Source organism: Devosia sp. SD17-2, from assembly GCF_029201565.1.
Lineage (GTDB): Bacteria > Pseudomonadota > Alphaproteobacteria > Rhizobiales > Devosiaceae > Devosia.
In genome coordinates this window covers 1,474,983-1,493,372 of the sequence record NZ_CP104002.1, presented here as the reverse complement: position 1 = coordinate 1,493,372, position 18,390 = coordinate 1,474,983, and the positions used below count along the sequence as shown (strand labels likewise).

Below are 18,390 nucleotides of genomic sequence, written 5' to 3'. Positions count from 1 at the left end.
CGCAGCCACTGTTTGTGGCCGGTCTATCAGTGCGATACGGAAACCGCGAAGTCCTGCGTGGCCTCAACCTGCAGCTCGGACGGTCGGAAATATTCGGCCTTCTCGGACCAAACGGGGCGGGCAAGACCACCCTCATCCGCACCATATGCGGGCGCGTCCGCGCCTGCTCCGGGCAGGTCAGCGTCGCCGGCGAGACGGGCAAGAAAAGCATGCGCCATATCGGCCTCGTCCCACAGGAACTGGCGCTTTATCCCTATCTGACGGTCCGGGAGAACCTTGAGGCCTTCGGCCGGCTGTCCGGCCTGTCGGCCACAGAAACCAGCCAGGCGATCACTTGGGCCAGCCAGGCCACCGATATCACCCAGCGCCTGGACGAACGCGTCGACATCCTCTCGGGGGGGTGGAAGCGGCGCGTCAATATTGCCGCCGCAATTCTTCATCACCCTGACTTGCTCATCCTCGACGAACCGACGGTCGGGGTCGATGTCGAGGCGCGCAATGTCCTGCACGACGTCCTCGTCCACCTCAGCCGCGCCGGAATGGGGATACTTTTGACGACCCACGACCTCGACCAGGCTGAAGCGCTTTGCACAACGGTCGGCTTCCTCCGCGACGGCAAGATCACGCCTCAGGGTACGCCACGGGGCCTTATCGCCGATGCGTTCGGCAAGCACAGGGAAGTCATTCTCGAACTTCGGCACCTTGCCACCCCGGACCAGTCGGCGATCCTGCACAAGGCCGGCTTCAGCCCGCTCAAGGGCGGCTATAGCTGGATCATGCTCACCGGAGCCAGCTCCCATTCTCTGGAGCGACTGTCGATAGCCCTCAACAAGGCCGGGATAGAAACACGGGAAATCCGTTTTCGGGAACCCGGTCTCGACAGTCTCTTCGTCAGTCTGACGCGGGACGCGGAGGTGGCTCCTTGATCCTTGCCATGCTTCGCGTCATGGCACTCAGCGTGATCCGCGATCGCGGCGCGCTGGCCCTGGCATTCCTCCTGCCCCCGGTTATTTTCATCATCTTCGCCGCTATTTTCTCCGGATCGAGTGGGGAGGAAATGCGCCTTCACGTGGCTTATGGCGTCGCCACAGAGACGCAGGTGACAGAGCGCCTCGAGGCTGCCTTGCGCGAAGACGCGAGCCTTCGTGTCCTCCCGCAAAGTCTGGCCGATCGCGCTGAGGTGGTGCGCATGGTGCAGACCGGACGGGCCGATGTCGGCCTGTTTGTCACCGGCGACCTCGCTGATGAAACGACCTCGCCGATTACCGTGCTCGTTGATCCAGCCAAGGTGATCGCCGGGGCGAGCCTTGCAGGGCAAGTGCAGAACCTGATTGCCGTCGCGGTACCCGAAATTGGCGTCTCCCGAACAGCCCCGCTCATCGGGGAGCTTGTCGGCGGCTTTTCTCCGCAGCAGCAGGCACAGCTCGACGCCGCCCTTCAGGAACTGGCTGTCAGCGGCAATGGCCCTGATGCCGCGCCGGGCCTGGTCAATATCGAAAACATCGGATCAGCCACCTCGGCCGGGGCGACGATCAGCTATTATGCCGGTGCGGTCGCCATCCTCTTCCTGCTCTTTTCCGCGATGCAGGGCGCTGCGACCCTGATCGAGGAACGTCACTCCGGCATTGTCGATCGCGTCGCCGTGGGGCCTGCCGGCACGGATGTCGTCGTCCTCGGGAAATTCCTGTTCCTCACCGCACAGGGCGTACTGCAGGTTGGCCTGATCTTCCTTGTCGCCGCGATTGTCTATGGGGTCGACGTCACTCACCACGGCATGGAATGGCTGTTGACTACATTGGTCGCCTCCGCCGCGACAGCCGGGCTTGGGCTGGCCGTTGCGTCGGCCTGCACCAGCAAGCAGCAGGCCCAGACCGTCTCCACTTTTGTGGTGCTGGTCAGTTCCGCAATCGGCGGCTCTATGGTCCCGCGTTTCATGATGCCGCCCTGGCTCCAGGATGTCGGTTGGTACACCCCCAACGCCTGGGCGATCGAGGCCTACCACGGCATTTTGTGGCGCAGCGAACCGCTCGGTGCGGTGCTGCCGGAACTCGCCTGGTTGCTGTGTGTCGCCATGGTCGGCGTCATTCTCGGACTGATCATTTCCCGCCTGCGGCTCCGCCTTTAGTGACTACGCCACACTGGCCGCAGACCACGGGAAATCTTATCTTTAAAACTATCGAAGGAGGCCTGAATGGACACTGTTCTCTACTATTTGGTGCCAACCGGGCTCGTGGTTGGTTCCGTCCTGTTCATGGAGTGGTTCGCCACCTGGTCGCATGAACACATCATGCACGGCTGGGGATGGGGCTGGCACAAGTCCCACCATGAGCCACATGACGATGCTCTGGAAAAAAACGATCTCTATGCCGTGGTGTTCGCCGGCGTCGCCATCGCCATGTTTGCGCTTGGCCACTTCTTCTGGTGGCCGCTGACCTGGCTAGGCCTGGGCGTGACAATCTATGGGATGCTGTACTTCTTTTTTCACGATGGCCTCGTGCACCAGCGCTGGCCGTTCAAGCACATTCCGCGCAAGGGATACATGAAGCGCGTCTACCAAGCGCACAGGCTCCATCATGCGGTGCAGGGCAAGGATGGCTGCGTCTCGTTCGGCTTTGTTTATGCCCAGCCAGTCGACAAGCTGCTCAAGGAACTTGAAGAGAACAAGCGCTCATACGATCCCCATGCGCTCAAGGACGAGGATCGCCCCGCCGCACATTAGGCGGGGCGTTTCCACAGGCCCGCACGGTCCGGCTGCTGTCTGGGCAGGCGGGTCCAGGCAACGTCTCCGAGGGATTTTGCGAGCAGCATCAGCTTCTCATTGCGCGATGTAGACACGCGGTGTTCCCAAGCATCGGGCCCGCCTGAGCGCAGCTTCTGGCCAATGGCACGATAGACGCGCCGCGCCGCGCCAATGGCCCAGGCCGAGCGCGGCGGCAGTTCCGCCATGCCGTGATAGGCCGATGCGTAATAGGCTTCCGCCAGTTCAAGCAATTCCAGCGCAGCGGCATGAAGTTTTGGCCACTGCGCGCGATCATCAGCCCGGATTTCGGTAATGCCATGCCGCGCGAGAAGCGTGCGGGGGAGATAGACCCGCTCCATGCGCGCATCATCAATGACGTCGCGCGCGATATTGGTGAGCTGGAAGGCAAGGCCAAGATCGCTGGCCCGGTCGAGCACCTCGCGCTCCCGCACACCCATGATCATGGCCATCATTACCCCGACCACGCCGGCGACATGGTAGCAATATTCAAGTGTGTCCTCGATGGTCTCGTAGACGCGATCCTCCACGTCCATCTGGAAGCCCGTCAGCAATTCCTGAGGGTGGCGATGGGGAATCTCGTGCCGCTCCACCACGCGCTGCAAGGCATTGAAAATATAGCTGTCCGAGGCCCTGCCAGACAAAGCCGCGCTGGTTTCGGCGCGCAATTGCTCGAGCCGGGCCTGTTGCCCATCCCTGAAGTCCGCCACTTGTGCATGCCCAGACGTCTGCCCGTCGATGACATCGTCGCAATGGCGGCACCAGGCGTAGAGCATGACAGCATCATCCCGCGTCTGCCGGTCGAAGAGGCGGGCCGCAGCCGCAAAGCTCTGCGAGCCCTTGGCGATGGCCTCTTCGCTGCGGGAAATAACCTCGTCGTTCATGCCATGGCATCCGCGATCATCAGCCCGGCCGTGGCCTTGGCCGACCCGACCACACCCGGAATGCCGGCTCCGGGATGCGTGCCGGCCCCGACGATATACATGTTGGAAATCACATCGTCCCGATTATGCGGGCGGAACCAGGCGCTCTGGGTCAGGATCGGCTCGATCGAAAAGGCAGAGCCCAGATGGGCATTGAGCTCATCCCGGAAATCGAAGGGCGTGAAGTGGCGCACCGTCACGAGGTCATCAAGCAGCCCGGGGATATAGCGGTCGTTGATATATTTAAGGATCCGGTCGCGATATTGCGGGCCGACGACGTCCCAGTCGATATCGGCCGTGCCCAGATGCGGCACCGGCGAGAGCACGTAATAGGCGCTCTGCCCCTTGGGGGCGAGACTGTCATCGGTCACGGACGGTGCGTGGAGGTAGAGCGAAAAATCGTCTGCCAGACCATCGGTGTGAAAAATGTCCTTGATCAGTTCCCGATAACGCGGCCCGAACAGCACCATATGGTGCTTAAGCTCGGGATGCTGGGTCTTGAGGCCGAAATAGATCACAAAAAGCGACATGGAAAAGCGCTTCTTCTCCAGCGCCTTGCCCTTGGCATCGCCCCGCTGCGTGCCGCGCATCATGTCGCGATAAGTGTGCACCACATCGGCATTGGAGGCGATCTGGTCGAAACTGAACCGGCGCCCATCCTTGAGCGCAACGCCCGTCACCTTGTCCTCGCCGCCCTCGATCCGGTCGATTTCGGCGTTGAGCTCCAGCCTGCCGCCCAGATCCTCGAACAGTTTGACCATTCCGGCGATCAGCGCGCCCGTGCCGCCCTTGGCAAACCACACCCCGCCCCGCCGTTCGAGCGCGTGGATGAGGCCATAGATGGACGAGGTCTCGAACGGATTTCCGCCGACCAGCAGCGAATGAAAGCTGAAAGCCTGCCGCAGCTGATCGTCCTTGATGAACTGGCTGACCTTGGAATAGACGCTGCGGTGGCTCTCGAGCCGCATCAATTGCGGGGCGGCCTTGATCATCGAGAAGAAATTGAGGAAGGGGACTGTGCCCAGCTTCTCGTAGCCTTCGCGAAAAAGGTCCTCGGAATAGGCGAGAAACTTTCTGTAGCCTTCGACATCCTCAGGCGACTTCGCCGCGATCTGCCGGTCAATCTCGGCCTGGTCATTGGCATAGTCAAACCGATACCCGTCCTCCCAGCAGAGTTGGTAGAAAGGCGCGACCGGCAGAAGCGTGACATAGTCCGCCATGGTGCGGCCAGACAGCGTCCACAGCTGGTCGAGACAATCCGGGTCCGTAATGACGGTCGGCCCGGCATCGAAGGTGAAGCCGTCATCGGTATAGACATAGGCCCGCCCGCCGGGCTTGTCCCGCTTCTCGAATATGGTCGTCTCAATGCCGGCGCTCTGCAGCCGGATTGCCAGCGCAAGGCCGCCAAATCCGGCGCCGATGACTGCTGCGGTCTTTGAATTCGTCACGTCGTCTCCGAGGCTAGGAGGGGCTTTTCGCGAAGGCAGGCGAGCGCCCGGTGAACGGGCACAGGTGGCTTGCCGACAAGAATGCGGGCCATGTCGGCCGGTGTCGTCTGGCCGGCGTAGAACCGCTCGATAAGGGGTTGGCGCAGGCGGTAGAACCTTTGAAGCACCAGATGGCGCTTGTCCGGCTCTGCTGCGAGGAACAGCATCCGGTTGAGCAGCCGGTAAAAACGCTGGCCGCGGTGCCGCCGAAGCGCATGCTCCCTGATCTTTACGGCAAGAGCCGGACTACTGATCGGCCAGGCTTCCGCAATGAGATTGGCCACGCGGACGGCCTCGGGCAGGCTGTAGCCGGTGGTAGGATGAAACAGCGCCGCACGCATCCCGGCCTGCGGCACGTCAGGCGGAGCCTCCGACCAGAATTTCTGCGCGTCATGAGCGAGCGAAATGGGCAGGACTCCATGCTCTCGCCGGACGACTTCAGCGACGGACCAACCCTGCTGCCGGGCATATTCGCGTATAGCCAGTTCGAGTTCGCCCTTATCGAGTGCCTCGCCATCGGCATAGCGCGTGTCCTCGATCAGAACGCGGGTCGGTGAAAACGGCAGTGAATAAACGAAGCGATAGCCGTCCAGCTGATCGACCGAGGCATCCATGATGACGGGATCGACGAGGCCGTGAGGCTCGGCTGTTTCGATCTCCAGGCCGACGAATTTCTGATAGCCGAGAACGAGAGCGGCGCTCTTCCGGTAGCCGCGCGCATCGATGACGCAATCGCCCGAAAGCCTTTCACCGTCGGCCAGCGTCGCTCCACCAGAATCCACCGCCTCGACAACAGCGCCGGTGCGGATGGACACATTGGGTAGCCTCTCCATCCCCTCTTGGGCCGAACGGGAAGTCAGGGTCGCATAGCCGGAGGTCAGATGCCGAGTAAAGGCGGGAAAGCGCACCGACTGGCCGGCCCAGCGATGGGCAATGAGCGGTTCGATCCAAGGGAGGTCAGTGCCGACATCGGCGATGTGGAAGGACCAGGTGTGTTCGCCAAAAGGCGCGCTGGCCGCTTCAAGGATAATAATCTCAAGATCGGGCGTCGGGCTCAGCCGCTGCGCGATCAGGGCAGCGGCAAGTCCGCCGCCGGCCACCAAAAGCCTTTTGCCACCGCGCCCCGAACCCGCCAACGATAGTCCTCCGCCTGCCGCATAACGATCATCGCGTCGCGACCATACCATGCAAGTGCAATAGTCTACGCATGGCAAGGCGTTTTGGATCACGCGGCGACCGAACTCGGCCATGGATGGAAAAAGGGGCGCGAGCCTTCGCCCGCACCCCTTTTCAGAACCCTGGTTGAAAGGGCCTCAGCCTTCGTTGGCCATGGTCTTCTTGAACTGCTCAAGGTGCTTGGACTGCGCGTCGATCATCTTCTCGCGGTACTGGCCATAGATAATGTCCGTGTCGTGCAGCGTGACGCCCGGAATGGTCGGCGAGGCAAAGACCGGCAGCTCGATGCCCTTTTCCGCCAGCTTCTGCGCCGTGCGCGAGACCAGCTCGTGCATCATGATCATGGCCAGAACCGTCGACGAGCCCGAAACCGGGCGGCTCCAGCCTTCGATGGCAACGATCGCGTCCTCCACCGGCGCGCCGGTATCGATGACGATATCGGAAGCATGCGGCAGGCGCTTGCCCGAGGAATGGGTGGCGGGCTTGCTGGCGTTGGACTTGGCGGTGATCGCGATCACCGTCAGCCCACGTTCCTTGGCATAGAGCGCGGTGTCGATGCCCGAGGCATTGCTGCCTGAGTGGCCGAAGATGACAATCGTGTCGCCCGGATTGAGCGGCTGGTGGTCGAGGAACTTCTCAGCGTACTTTTCCGTGCGCTCGAGCCAGAGCAGCTCACGCACGCCACCGGCGCCCAGAATGTTGTGCCACATGACGCGCGGGTCAGTCAGCGGGTTGAACCCGAGATAGGAGCCATAGCGCGGATAGGTTTCCTGCACGGGCAGCACCGAGTGGCCCGAGCCGTAAAGATGCACGAGGCCACCATTGGCGAGCGTCTCGCTCATCGCCTTGGAGGCGGCTTCGAATGCGGCTTCGTTTTCGCCGGCAGCCTTTTCGGCAATGGCCGCGAGCTTGCTGATGAACATGGTCGACATGAGGGGTCTGCCTTTCAGACTAAACGTAAAGGGTGGATCGGATTTCGTAGCGGTCGGCGCGCATGGTCGAGACCGCGAATTCAAAGGGGCTGCGCGCGTCGAAAGTGATGCGCTCAACTTCAAAGGCCGGCGTGCCGGCCGGCAGCTCGAGGTCATGCGCATCGCCTTTGGCCACCGCGCCAACGCGATAGACCTCCTTGGCCCGGACCGGCACGATGCCGGCATTGTCCTTGAGCCAGCGATAAAGCGAGGTGACGTCCGATGCTGCCTCGAACAGCCCCGGCACACGACTGGCCGGAAGATGGGTGGTCTGGATGCCGATGGGCTGTCCATTGCCCAGCCGAAGGCGCCGCAACTGGACCACGTCTTCTCCCTCGGCGATCTCCAGCGCCTCAGCTGTCGCGCCTCGCGCAGGAATGATCTGCGCGGCCAGAAGACGCGTGCCCGGGGAAAGGGCGAGCGTCTGCATTTCGTCGGTAAAGCTTGTGAGCCCGCGCACACCGGCCACCATGGTGGCGGACCGCACGAAGGTGCCGCGACCATGCTCCCGCCGCAACATGCCCGCTTCCTCAAGATTGCGCAGGGCATGGCGGAGCGTGATCCGGGAAATGCCCAGCATTTCGCAGAGCTTGTCCTCATTGGGGATCTGTGTGCCCGGCGCCCATTCGCCCCGGTCAATAAGAAAACGCAGCGCCATTTCCGCCTGGTGCCACAGCGGCTCGGGGCGACGTCGGTCCGGACGCACCAGACCCGCAGGGTGGTCGGTCATGATGTCCTCCTCCAATTGGGCCCCGACGCGCCGGCAAAAGCTGCCCCAATCAGGCCAGCCTGCGAGCGATATCTTGCGGGTTTGATCGGGACGCCGCGCAGATGCGGTGGCAGGCGGCGATCGATGGCCGGTCGCAGCAGCGGCTCGAGGATGTCGCAAGCCTCGGCAACGCCCCCGGCAATGATGATCAGGGCGGGATCGAGCAAGGCCACCGCCGCCGCCGTCGCGGTCCCCAGCGCCTCAACCGGTGCATGGAGTGCAGACAGTGCCTTGGGATCGCCACTCCGCGCTGCCGCCATCAGGGCATGGCCGTTCTCAAAGCCAATTGAATGAGCGATCTGGTCATAGGCGCGGCCGGCGGCCTGGCGCTCGAGCCAACCGCTGACATCTTCTCCTGCATCCGAGATATCGGCAGTCGCCCAACCATAGGAACAGGCGCCACCGCCCTGCCCCGCAATGATCATACCTGATGCAAGAACGGCGGACCCGATGCCGGTGCCGATGGCCAAAAGCAGCGCATCGCTCTGCCCCTCAGCCACGCCAGCGTGCACCTCTGCCAGAAGGCTCAGCTGGGCATCATTGCCCAGGCCGATCGATACGCCCGGAAATTCTGCGGCAAGGTCCAGACCGTCAAGGAAAGGCAAATTCGGCACCCAGCGGCACACTGTGCCCTGAGCGAGCCCGGGAATGCCAAGCCCCAATGCCTTTGCCCCATGCGCTTCCAACTGGACGCGAATGCAATTGAGAAAATCCGCGCGGTCCGAAGGCGCCGGTCGATCCTCAACGAGCGCGACCTCTGCCGGATTGGCACTGTCGGCCAGCCCGATACGGCAGCGCGTGCCCCCGAGATCAATGGCAAGGATCGGGCTCATCCCTTCACCCCCGTGGCAACGATCGAGTCGACGAAAAAGCGCTGGAGGAAGACAAAGAGCACCACAGGCGGCAGCACCGCCAAGGTCGCACCGGCCATGACCAGCCCGGTATTCATCGCGCCGCGATTATAGCTGAGCAGACGCGAGAGCGAGATGACGATCGGGTATTGGTCGGTATTGCCCTGCAGCACCGTCAGCGGCCAGAGATAGCTGTTCCAGTGATAGACGAAGGCAAACAGCGTCAGCGCGGCGATCGCCGGCAGAACGGCGGGCGCGACGATCTTGAAGAGGATGGTCAGCTCCGAAGCGCCATCGACCCGCGCCGCATCGATCAAATCATTGGGCACGCCCTTGATATATTGGCGCATGAGGAAAATACCGAAGGCATTGGCCAGATTGGGCACCACCACGCCGAGCAGATTGGCATTGAGGCCGAGATAGCCCGTCATCCGGTAGAGCGGGATGAGGGTAACGATGGGCGGCAGGAACATGGTGGCGATCAGCGCTGCGAACAGCCAGTCGCGCCCGGGAAAATTGTATTTGGCAAAGGCGTATCCGGCCATCAGGCTGGTCACGACGATGGCAGTCGTCGTCGCCAGCGCGATGAACGCGGAATTGACGAAGGACCGGTCAAGATTGACCACCTCGGCCACTTCCCAATAGGCGTCGAAATTAGGCGATCCTGGGATCCACACGGGCGGCACCTGCATGCTCTCAGCCGGTGTCTTGAGACTGGAGAGCACCATCCACACCAGCGGGAAGGCAGCCGCCACCGCGATGGCAAGGATTGCCAGCGACAGCAGCGCGGACTTCCACGTGGCAGGATAGCGAAGATAGGGACGCATAGTGCTGCTCATCGCTGTTCCTCACGATCGCGGAAGGCGGCAAAGAGCAAGACGATGACCACGATCAGCGACAACATCAGCGTCACCGCCATGGCCGAGCCAAGGCCGCCCTGCGCGCGTTCAATGCCGACGCGGCGAATATGATAGGTCATGACATTGGTGGAATTGACCGGCCCACCCTGGGTGATCAGTGCCACCGGCTCGAACACCTGCACCGCGTTGATGACGGCAATGACTGCGGAAAACAGAAGCGTATTGCGCAAAAGCGGCAGGGTGATTTTCCAGAACTGCATCCAGGGAGAGGCGCCATCCACCCGCGCCGCTTCGTAAAGCGTCGTCGGGATTTGCGTCAGGCCCGCCACCGCCAGCACCGTGAAATAGCCCACCTGCTGCCAGACATTAAGAAGGACGATGGAGACGAGGGCCGTATTGGGCGAGGAAAGCCAGGTCTGCGGCGGGATGCCGATCCAGCCCAGCACTTGGTTGAACGGTCCTTCGGTTGGCGAATAGAGCTTGGACCACACCAGCGCCACCGCGATCATCGGCACCATATAGGTCGAGAACAGAACGGTGCGCAGCACGATGCCGCCGGGCGCAAAGGTCTGGTGCACCATCAGACCCAGCACGACCGAAAGCGGCAGGATCAGCGCAACCGACAGGCCGGTATAAATAGCCGTATTGAAAAAGGCCGCGCGGAAATCGCGCCCAATGGAGGTCGGGCCGAACAGATCGAAAAAATTGGCCAGCCCGACAAACTGGGCGGTTTCAAACCCGGTCTGGGTCGACCATTGGGTAAAGCTCAGCGCGATGGTCAGGGCCATCGGCACAAAGACAAAGATCGCTATGAGCCCCGTGGCAGGCGCGAGCATGCCGATAACGGAGCGGGGATTGCGGCCAATCATCCGGGAAACTGCCTGGGAAAGCGGCAGGCGAGATGAAAATCCCGCCTGCCGGAAGAAGACGCTTACTGCGCGTTGCGCTCAAGGATTTCGGTCGCGTCAGCCTGGGCATTGGCCTGGGCATCGGCGGCGGAAACCTGGCCGAACTGCAGCGCTTCAAGCGTCTGCTGAAGCGATTCAGAGAACTCCTGACCACCGAGCACAACCGGGAACGGTTTCGCGTCGGCCAGGGTCTTTGTGTAGCCTTCGAGGAACGGCTCGTTGAGGCGATCGGCAAAGGCTTCGCCGTCCGAGGTGCGGGACGGCAGGATGCCCATCGCCATCAGGATTTCGCCCATGGCAGAGGCGCCGTTCTCACCCGAGTCCGGACCATTGAGCCAGGACAGGAACTTCCAGGCAGCTTCCTGCTCCTCGGCGGAGGCCTGGGCGTTGACCACGGTCATCCACGAGTAGGAAATCGAGCGCGCCTTGTCGCCCGATGGGCCCACCGGGATGGGTGCGGTCGCAACATCGGCGAACGCATCGCCCATGCCGCCGCGCAGCGCGGATTCCCACCAATTGGCCATGATAATCATGCCGGTCTTGCCCGACACGAAATTGTCGAGGAAGGGACCGGTGGTGTTGGCGTCGGCGGTGGCCATGGCCGGGTCGGCATAGCCGGAGGTGACCAGCTTCTCGTAGAGTTCGAAGGTTTCCTTGGCAGCCTGGCTATCGAGCACCGGCTTGCCGTCGACGATCAGATCCCCGCCATTGGACACCAGCAGCGATGCGAACGGATGCAGCACGCCGGCGGCCCAGGAATTGATCAGGCCAAAGCCCTGCTGGCCCTTGGACTTGTCGGTCAGCTTCTCGGCGGCAGCGAGGAATTCGTCCCAAGTCTTGGGCGGCTCGGTGATACCGGCTTCCTCGAAGAGGCGCTTGTTGTAGTTCAGCGCATAAACGTCGATTTCGTTCGGAATGCCGTAGAGCGAGCCACCGACCGATGCAGCCGAGACTACGCCCTCGGGCCAGTTCGCGCTCGTGTCGCCGGCGATCTCGTCAGACGCAGCGCTCACAAGGCCGTCCTTGACCAGGTCCGGCAGCCAGGCGTCATAGATGCCGGCGATCGTTGCGCCACCAGCCCCGCCCCCGGAGGTCCGCAGTGTGGTCAGCAGGTCCCCAAAAGGCACAGCGCGCACCGTGATGGTGTCACCCGGGTTCGCGGCCTCATATTTGTCGATAGCGGCATCCAGCTGCGCAACCGTATCCGGTCCCCAATGCGTCAGAAATGAAATCTCCGCTGCCTGGCTCGGTGCGGTCCCTGCCATCAGCAGCGCGCCAAAAAGTGCCAGGCTCAAGCCCTTGCTTGCGTGCATGTCGTTCTCCCATCCTCCTGTGCGGCTTCTCCAAACCGCAACACGTATTAGAGTTATGACGTTATAACGACTTGGGCAAGAGGGGTTCGATGGGGGACGATGAAATCCTGAAGCTCGCGGGATTTGACGCTGAAACCAAGGCTACCTTCCGCCCATCCGCCGACACAGGAGAGTGCCGGGAACATCCTCTCCGCCTCATGCATTGGCCAAGCACGATCCCATTGGAGGCCAAGATGACTGACCGCTTCACCATGCAGGACCCGCGCTATCAATATCCCGCACCGCCCTTTCCGCGCCAGGAGCAGGAGCGCCCCGGGCTTGTGAGCAGGATGACGCCCGCGCCCGACCATGGAGAGGAAAGCTATGCCGGTTTCGGACGGCTTCTGGGGCGCAAGGCCCTGATCACAGGTGGCGATTCCGGGATTGGACGCGCGGCGGCGATTGCCTATGCGCGGGAGGGTGCTGATGTCGCCATCAACTTTCTGCCGGAGGAGGCCGAGGACGCCGATGAGGTGATCGGATATATCGAGCAGGCCGGTGTGAAGGGCGTGGCGCTTCCGGGCGACATCTCCGATGAGAAAACCTGCAATTCGATCATCGAAAAAGCGGTCAAGGCGCTGGGCGGGCTCGATATTCTGGTTATCAACGCGGCGCGCCAGCAGGCGCGGAAATCCGTCGAGGACGTGACCAGCGAAGATTTTGACAAGACCATGAAGACCAATCTTTACGCCCTGCACTGGCTGACGCGGGCTGCTGTGCCGCATCTGCCGCCCGGCGCCTCGATCATCGCCACCACTTCGGTGCAGGCCTATGATCCCTCCGCCCATCTTCTGGACTACGCCACCACAAAGGCCGGCATTGCCGCCTACGCCAAGGCGCTGGCCGAGCAGCTGATCGAAAAAGGCATACGCGTCAATGCGGTAGCCCCCGGTCCGTTCTGGACAGTGCTTCAGCCCAGTGGCGGCCAGTTCCCCGAAAAGGTCGAGAAATTCGGCGAGAACAGTGCCTTCGGCCGGCCGGGCCAGCCGGTCGAAATTGCGCCCATCTATGTCCTTCTCGCCAGCCAGGAAGGTAGTTTCATCACCGGCGAAGTCTTCGGCGTCACCGGCGGCAAGGCCATTGCCTGATCAGCGCAGGCGCTGGCCCTCGGCGTCGAAGACCAGGAGGTCGGAGACGGCAAATGCCGTCTCCAACCGGTCCTGAGGCACGGACCTTGTCTTGCCGCGCTGCTCGACAAGGATTGTCTGACCGTCCGGTAGCCTTCCATGGACAACGGAGGTTCCGCCAAGGTTTTCAACGACTTCCACGGCGACGGATAATCTTGCCGTCTCCCCGTCGCCGCCCTCGAACTGCTCGGGCCGCAATCCCAGGGTGACAGGACCGGCGGGGAGCGCCCCAGCCAGTGTTGGCGTCAAGGCGAGGTCACCGATGCTGATAGTGCGGCCATCGCTGACGGCATTGATGAGGTTCATCCTCGGTGAGCCGATAAAGCCGGCGACGAAGACATTGTCGGGATCTGCGTAAAGCTGGGCTGGTGTGCCGACCTGCTCTATGCGCCCGGCGCGTAGCACCACGATGCGGTCGGCAAGGGTCATGGCTTCGACCTGATCATGGGTGACATAGATCATCGTCGCCCCAAGGTCTTGATGCAGCTTGGCAATTTCAACCCGCATGGCAACGCGCAGTTCGGCGTCAAGGTTCGACAGCGGCTCGTCGAACAAGAAGGCCTTGGGCTGGCGGACGATGGCGCGGCCAATGGCGACGCGCTGCCGCTGGCCGCCGGAGAGCTGGCTCGGCTTGCGCTTCATCAGCGGCTCGAGCTGCAGGATCGCCGCCGCTTCCTTGACCCGCCGCTCGGTTTCGGCCTTGGAGGTGCCGGTCATGCGCAGCCCGAAGCTCATGTTCCCGGCAACGCTCATATGGGGATAAAGGGCATAAGACTGAAAAACCATGGAGAGCCCGCGCCTTGCGGGCTCGACCTCGTTGACCACTTCGCCGTCGATGAGGACTTCACCTGCGGAAATATCCTCAAGCCCGGCGATCATGCGCAGTAAGGTGGACTTTCCGCAGCCCGAGGGACCAACAAAGACGACGAACTCGCCCTTTTCGACGCTGAGGTCGACGCCATGAATAACGTCTGTGGCGCCGAACGACTTGCGGACCTGTCGCAACTCGATTGCACTCATTGGCGCACTCCCTGCCACCAAGCCGAAATTTCGTCCCGCGTCACCTCCGGAGCCGCACTGGCTCTACCATTGAGATATTTTGCCAGTGCATCGCGGAAGGTGCGGGCGACTGACCGATCTGCCAGATTATGCTCGAGGTCAAAGCCGGTGAGGATAAGTCTGCCCTGCCCCAGACGGAGCTCGGCGCACAGGACGAGGTCGCGATTGCTGTTCCAGTCGTCAACGACGCGCACAATCGCCTTGTTTTCCAAGCCCTTCACATCAAGCGCTCGCCGCAGATGGGTGAGCTCCCACCAATGCCAATCCGAATGGCTGGCGGTGGGGAAAGCCGTGAAGACGGGATGCGCGTCGTCGATGAGAAGACCCAGCGTGTGTGGGGCCTGTCCGTCGGTCCAGAGAGTGTTCCAGAAGGCTGCTGTGTGCCCCAAAATGCTGTTAGGCCTGAGGGATTCCGGGGGCGGTGAAAGGATCAGTGTTTCGCCGGCGGCGACGCGATCGAGGGCAGCATTGTCGAGGACCGTCACGATGGGCAGATCTGCCGGTTCAGCGGCAGCTGGCATGACCCAAAGCCCCCAGCGATTGCGATACTCGGTGCCATCGAGGGCCAGAACCAGCTCATATCGCGCGGCGGGCGGAAGGTCCGTGGTATCGATGGAAATCTCGCCGATATCATGCAGCTGTCCGGTCGCGAGATGGCCGGCCGAGAGCGCGCCACTGCGGACCACGCCCCCTGCCCCGTCGAGCAGCGACCAGGAAAGTTCCGCATTTTCAACATCGTGGCTGGCGAACTGGGAGAGTTGGGCGAGGCCGGTGAACCGCTGACCCTGGGTCAGGACAAAGCCGTCGGCACGCAGCAGCGGGACAATCGGTGCGCAGAATTCGCGGAACTGGGACGGCGTGACATAGGGCTTTTCATCCCAGAACGCGTCGACAACACCGACAAGGGCCGTGCCCTGCCCCGAAAAATCCTGCAGGCCAAGGAGTTGCACCCCCGCCATGTCGCGAGTGCGGAGCTCGGCCTCCATCTCTTCCTTGTAGAGCTGGGCCTGAAGCATGCCGCTGGCCATCAGATAGTCATGGGCGAGATGGCCGAGCCCCTTGGCTTCCAGATCCTCTTTGATCATCAGGAAGTTACGCGCTTCCAGAACGCCGGAATATTTTGAGATTTCCTCGAGATCTGGAAAGACGCACCACTGGCCGATCTCGTGGCTGACCAGTGCCATGGGCACCGCCTCTACCCATTCGGCCCAATCGGTTCGCGTTTCGAGGGCGCGGGCATTGAGGCGACCATCGAGCCCCTCCCCCCAGCGCTGATTGCGGGGTTCGGGCTTGGACACATAGTCGGCGCGCTGGGTGGTCGGCCAGCCGGAGCCGCCGGTATAAAGCCTTCTGTTGTCGGCCTTTTTCCACTTGTCGACAAAGCGTTCGAGGAAGGCGTGAAGGCCCCGCCCGTTCACCTCATTGCCCACGCAGAGCATGACGAAGCTGGGGTGATTGCCATAGTCCCGGATGATCCGCTCGGCCTCGGAATGGATATAGCGATCGAGGGCCGGATCGGCGCCGAGGACGGGCCAGACCGGGGTTTCGACGTGGAGCAGCATGCCCAACCGATCGGCGACTTCGAAGGCCGCTTTGGGCGGGCACCAGGAGTGGTAGCGGATGTGATTGAGGCCGTAAGCCTTTGCGGTACCGAAGACTTTTTCCCAGCCAGCGTGATCTGTGGGCGGATAGCCGGTGAGCGGGAAGATGGCGCATTCGAGCGTGCCGCGCAGGAAGACAGTGCGGCCATTGAGCTTGAGATGGCGGCCGTCGCGGGTAAAATTCCGAATGCCGAAAGTGGTTTCACGGCGATCCTGAGCAATTCCATCGCGCCGCCATTCGACGGTCAGGCGATGGGTAACGGGATCGAATTCATCCCAGAATGCGGCGTCCTCAGGCAGCGCTATATGCTGCTCAAACGTCGTGAAAGCGCTATCTATTGTTACCAGACTGCTAACGTTGAGAGGCTCATTCCGGCCGGAAATGTGAAAGCTAAACACCAGCTCGTCCTGGTGCTTTCCGGCCCAGAAAGTGGGGAAACGAATGTCGGGGTCGAAGGCATCGAGCTCGACCTTGATTGTAACATCGCGGCTAAGAGCGTGGACATCGACGCGGGCGATGGAGGCGCGGGCGGCTTCGATGCGGAGATAACCGACAACGCCGTTCCAATTGGTCTGGGTGTGCTCGGTCTTGGAATGGGCGACGTCGCCCATGAGGGCGTGATCCCGGATGATCGCCTCGCCCACCGCCTCGAAGCGGGCATTGTCGATCATCATGACGATCTTGTGCGGCCCCGGCGTGAGTTGGCCGACGAGCATGCGGACGGCCGTGGACAGGCTTTCGTCGCGCCCGAGCTTATAGCCATCAACCCAGATGTTGACCTCGCCATGCGGGCGCTCAAGGGCGATGTGGAAATAATGGTCGTCCAGCCCCTCGGGGATTTCGATGGTTTTGGCGTACCAGGCCTTGCCAACATAGGGGTGGCGGCGGCTGAGATGGGCCATGGTGCGATTGGTCGAGAGCGGGGTTTTCTGCGCCGCGTCGATGCTGCCGGGCAGCTGGATGGTGTCGGAGAGATCGGCCTTGAACCATTGCTCGGCCTCCCCTCGGCTGTCGGGGTCAAGCGCAAAGGCCCATTCGCCTTCGAGGGAGATAGAGGTGAGCATGAGTGCCTTCTTCTTGTAGTCGGTGTCTAACTGCCAGAGGAACCCCCACCCAACCTCCGCCTGAGAAGGGGGAGGAGTCGTTCAGTGGCTCCCCGAGTTGGGAGGAGCACTTTTGGTGGGCGAGATGGTTTCGCAAACGCGATAAGTCCCTCCCCCTGGGAAGGGGGAGGTTAGGTGGGGGGCGACGCCCCTACATCTGTGCTTCGACTTCGGCCTTCACGGCGGCGAGGGCTTCCTCGACGCTCTGGACGCCGCGGGCGACGTTGTTGATGGCCGTGCCCATTGCCGTTGCGGCGACGGGGTCGAGGGCGTTGAGGGTGAACGGGACCATCTCGGCCTGGATCGGGGCAAAGACCTCGTTGACGTTCTGGCCGCCATAATAGGGATCTTCGAAATTGATCCACTCCGACTGCGTGGCCGGGGTGTAGGCGGGGAAGAGATCGTCGTTCTGGTATTGCTGCTTGAGGCTCTCGTCATTGGTGACGACCCAATGGATGAAGGCCCAGGCGGCTTCCTTGTTCTGGCTGCCTTCCAGAATGCCGATATAGTCGCCACCCGAGTTGAAGGAGCGATTGCCATCGACGCCCGGTACCTGGGTGATGGCCCATTGGCCTTCCTGATCGGTGGCATAGGCGCGCTTCAAGAGGCCCCCGAACCAGTTGCCGTAGAGAGCAGTCGCGAGCTGGCCGCGCTGGAAGGCGCCCTGCCATTCCGGGCTCCAGGCGGTGAAGGGCGAGATCATGCCCGCGTCCGCGGCTTCCTTGACCTTTTCGAGGGCGGTCGTGAAGATCGGATCATCGATCTGGAATTCGCCCTCAGCGCTGAAATAGCTGACGCCCGCCTGAGCCATCATGGCGCGGACGATTTCCTCGCCATTGCCGATCACCCAGCGCTCATTGGGAATGACGAGCTTTTGCCCTTCGGTGATGAAGGCATCCCAATCGGCAAAGAGCGCGCCGACTTCGGCGGGATCGGTCGGCAGGCCGGCTTCGGCGAAAATGTCGGAGCGGTAGAACATGCCGCCCGGGCCGGTGTGCTTGGGGAGTGCGGAGATCTTGCCATCCGGCAGGGTGACATTGGCGACGGTGAAGCCAGCGAAATCATTGATGAACTCACCGGCATTGTAGGGCGCCTGCGAGAGATCGACCCATTGGGGCTTGTCGCGCAGGAGCGCCATCATGCCGATCTCGATCATGGCGACGTCGGTGCCGCCGCCGGCCAGCATGGCGCGCTGCACGGCATTGAGATAGGCGCTGTTGGCCTGCGGAATGCCCTGAACATTGACGGTAATGTTCGGATAGACCGCGTTGAACGAAGGCAAAAGCGCCTGGAAGGTGCGGTCGTTATTGGGCCAGGTCAGCACATTGATCGTGCCGGAAATGCTGGTATCCGGCGCGTCCTGGGCGATGGCAGGCAACGAGACGGTGCTGGCCAGCGCCAGGGCCGCAAGTCCTTTCAGAATGGTCTTCATGGTGCAAATCCT

The 18,390-nt window shown here is 62.1% G+C and carries 16 protein-coding genes; 4 read left to right on the top strand and 12 right to left on the bottom strand.

Annotated features, from left to right (window positions below):
* The first annotated feature begins 29 nt into the window (after nt 1-29).
* The 3 genes from NYQ88_RS07305 (at nt 30) to NYQ88_RS07295 (ending at nt 2,719) form a co-directional block, all read left to right on the top strand.
* On the top strand, nt 30-926 hold the full coding sequence (locus tag NYQ88_RS07305) for an ABC transporter ATP-binding protein (protein WP_275654291.1): 897 nt from the start codon (nt 30-32) through the stop codon (nt 924-926).
* A complete protein-coding gene (locus tag NYQ88_RS07300; RefSeq protein WP_275654290.1) occupies nt 923-2,125 on the top strand; it encodes an ABC transporter permease in 1,203 nt (400 codons plus the stop codon). The genes NYQ88_RS07305 and NYQ88_RS07300 overlap by 4 nt, the downstream gene beginning before the upstream one ends.
* Nucleotides 2,126-2,191: 66 nt before the next feature.
* A complete protein-coding gene (locus NYQ88_RS07295; protein WP_275654289.1) occupies nt 2,192-2,719 on the top strand; it encodes a sterol desaturase family protein in 528 nt (175 codons plus the stop codon).
* On the opposite strand, the gene NYQ88_RS07290 is transcribed toward NYQ88_RS07295, so the two are convergent.
* The 9 genes from NYQ88_RS07290 to NYQ88_RS07250 form a co-directional block, all read right to left on the bottom strand.
* Nucleotides 2,716-3,642: a phytoene/squalene synthase family protein gene (locus NYQ88_RS07290; RefSeq protein ID WP_275654288.1), complete on the bottom strand. Its 927-nt coding sequence runs from the start codon at nt 3,640-3,642 to the stop codon at nt 2,716-2,718. The two genes, NYQ88_RS07295 and NYQ88_RS07290, sit on opposite strands and share 4 nt — an antisense overlap.
* Complete coding sequence (locus NYQ88_RS07285; RefSeq protein ID WP_275654287.1) at nt 3,639-5,129, bottom strand: phytoene desaturase; 1,491 nt, start codon at nt 5,127-5,129, stop codon at nt 3,639-3,641. Before NYQ88_RS07285 ends, NYQ88_RS07290 begins: the two co-directional genes overlap by 4 nt.
* Entirely contained in the window at nt 5,126-6,304 is a 1,179-nt protein-coding gene (gene crtY, locus NYQ88_RS07280) for a lycopene beta-cyclase CrtY (protein ID WP_275654286.1), read from the bottom strand. The genes NYQ88_RS07285 and crtY overlap by 4 nt, the downstream gene beginning before the upstream one ends.
* 177 nt (nt 6,305-6,481) lie before the next feature.
* Nucleotides 6,482-7,276, bottom strand: coding sequence for a sugar isomerase domain-containing protein (locus NYQ88_RS07275; RefSeq protein ID WP_275654285.1), 795 nt, complete (start codon nt 7,274-7,276; stop codon nt 6,482-6,484).
* Nucleotides 7,277-7,295: 19 nt separating this feature from the next.
* Nucleotides 7,296-8,045, bottom strand: coding sequence for a GntR family transcriptional regulator (locus NYQ88_RS07270; RefSeq protein WP_275654284.1), 750 nt, complete (start codon nt 8,043-8,045; stop codon nt 7,296-7,298).
* Entirely contained in the window at nt 8,042-8,917 is an 876-nt protein-coding gene (locus NYQ88_RS07265) for an ROK family protein (protein ID WP_275654283.1), read from the bottom strand. The genes NYQ88_RS07270 and NYQ88_RS07265 overlap by 4 nt, the downstream gene beginning before the upstream one ends.
* Nucleotides 8,914-9,774 (bottom strand): carbohydrate ABC transporter permease, encoded by an 861-nt coding sequence (locus tag NYQ88_RS07260; protein ID WP_275654282.1) that lies wholly within the window; start codon nt 9,772-9,774, stop codon nt 8,914-8,916. Before NYQ88_RS07260 ends, NYQ88_RS07265 begins: the two co-directional genes overlap by 4 nt.
* Nucleotides 9,771-10,664: a sugar ABC transporter permease gene (locus NYQ88_RS07255; protein WP_275654281.1), complete on the bottom strand. Its 894-nt coding sequence runs from the start codon at nt 10,662-10,664 to the stop codon at nt 9,771-9,773. The genes NYQ88_RS07260 and NYQ88_RS07255 overlap by 4 nt, the downstream gene beginning before the upstream one ends.
* 62 nt (nt 10,665-10,726) lie before the next feature.
* Nucleotides 10,727-12,016, bottom strand: a complete 1,290-nt coding sequence (locus NYQ88_RS07250; RefSeq protein WP_275654280.1) for a sugar ABC transporter substrate-binding protein — start codon at nt 12,014-12,016, stop codon at nt 10,727-10,729.
* 233 nt (nt 12,017-12,249) lie between these two features.
* Here NYQ88_RS07250 and NYQ88_RS07245 point away from each other — a divergent pair, with 233 nt between their 5' ends.
* The gene (locus tag NYQ88_RS07245) at nt 12,250-13,143 is read left to right on the top strand and encodes an SDR family oxidoreductase (protein WP_275654279.1); all 894 of its coding nucleotides are present in this window, start codon (nt 12,250-12,252) and stop codon (nt 13,141-13,143) included.
* Here the strand turns inward: NYQ88_RS07245 and ugpC are convergent, their stop codons facing one another.
* The 3 genes from ugpC to NYQ88_RS07230 form a co-directional block, all read right to left on the bottom strand.
* Complete coding sequence (gene ugpC, locus NYQ88_RS07240) at nt 13,144-14,202, bottom strand: sn-glycerol-3-phosphate ABC transporter ATP-binding protein UgpC (protein ID WP_275654278.1); 1,059 nt, start codon at nt 14,200-14,202, stop codon at nt 13,144-13,146.
* Nucleotides 14,199-16,907, bottom strand: a complete 2,709-nt coding sequence (locus NYQ88_RS07235; RefSeq protein WP_275654277.1) for a sugar-binding domain-containing protein — start codon at nt 16,905-16,907, stop codon at nt 14,199-14,201. Before NYQ88_RS07235 ends, ugpC begins: the two co-directional genes overlap by 4 nt.
* 190 nt (nt 16,908-17,097) lie before the next feature.
* Complete coding sequence (locus NYQ88_RS07230) at nt 17,098-18,378, bottom strand: extracellular solute-binding protein (protein WP_275654276.1); 1,281 nt, start codon at nt 18,376-18,378, stop codon at nt 17,098-17,100.
* Nucleotides 18,379-18,390: the final 12 nt, after the last annotated feature.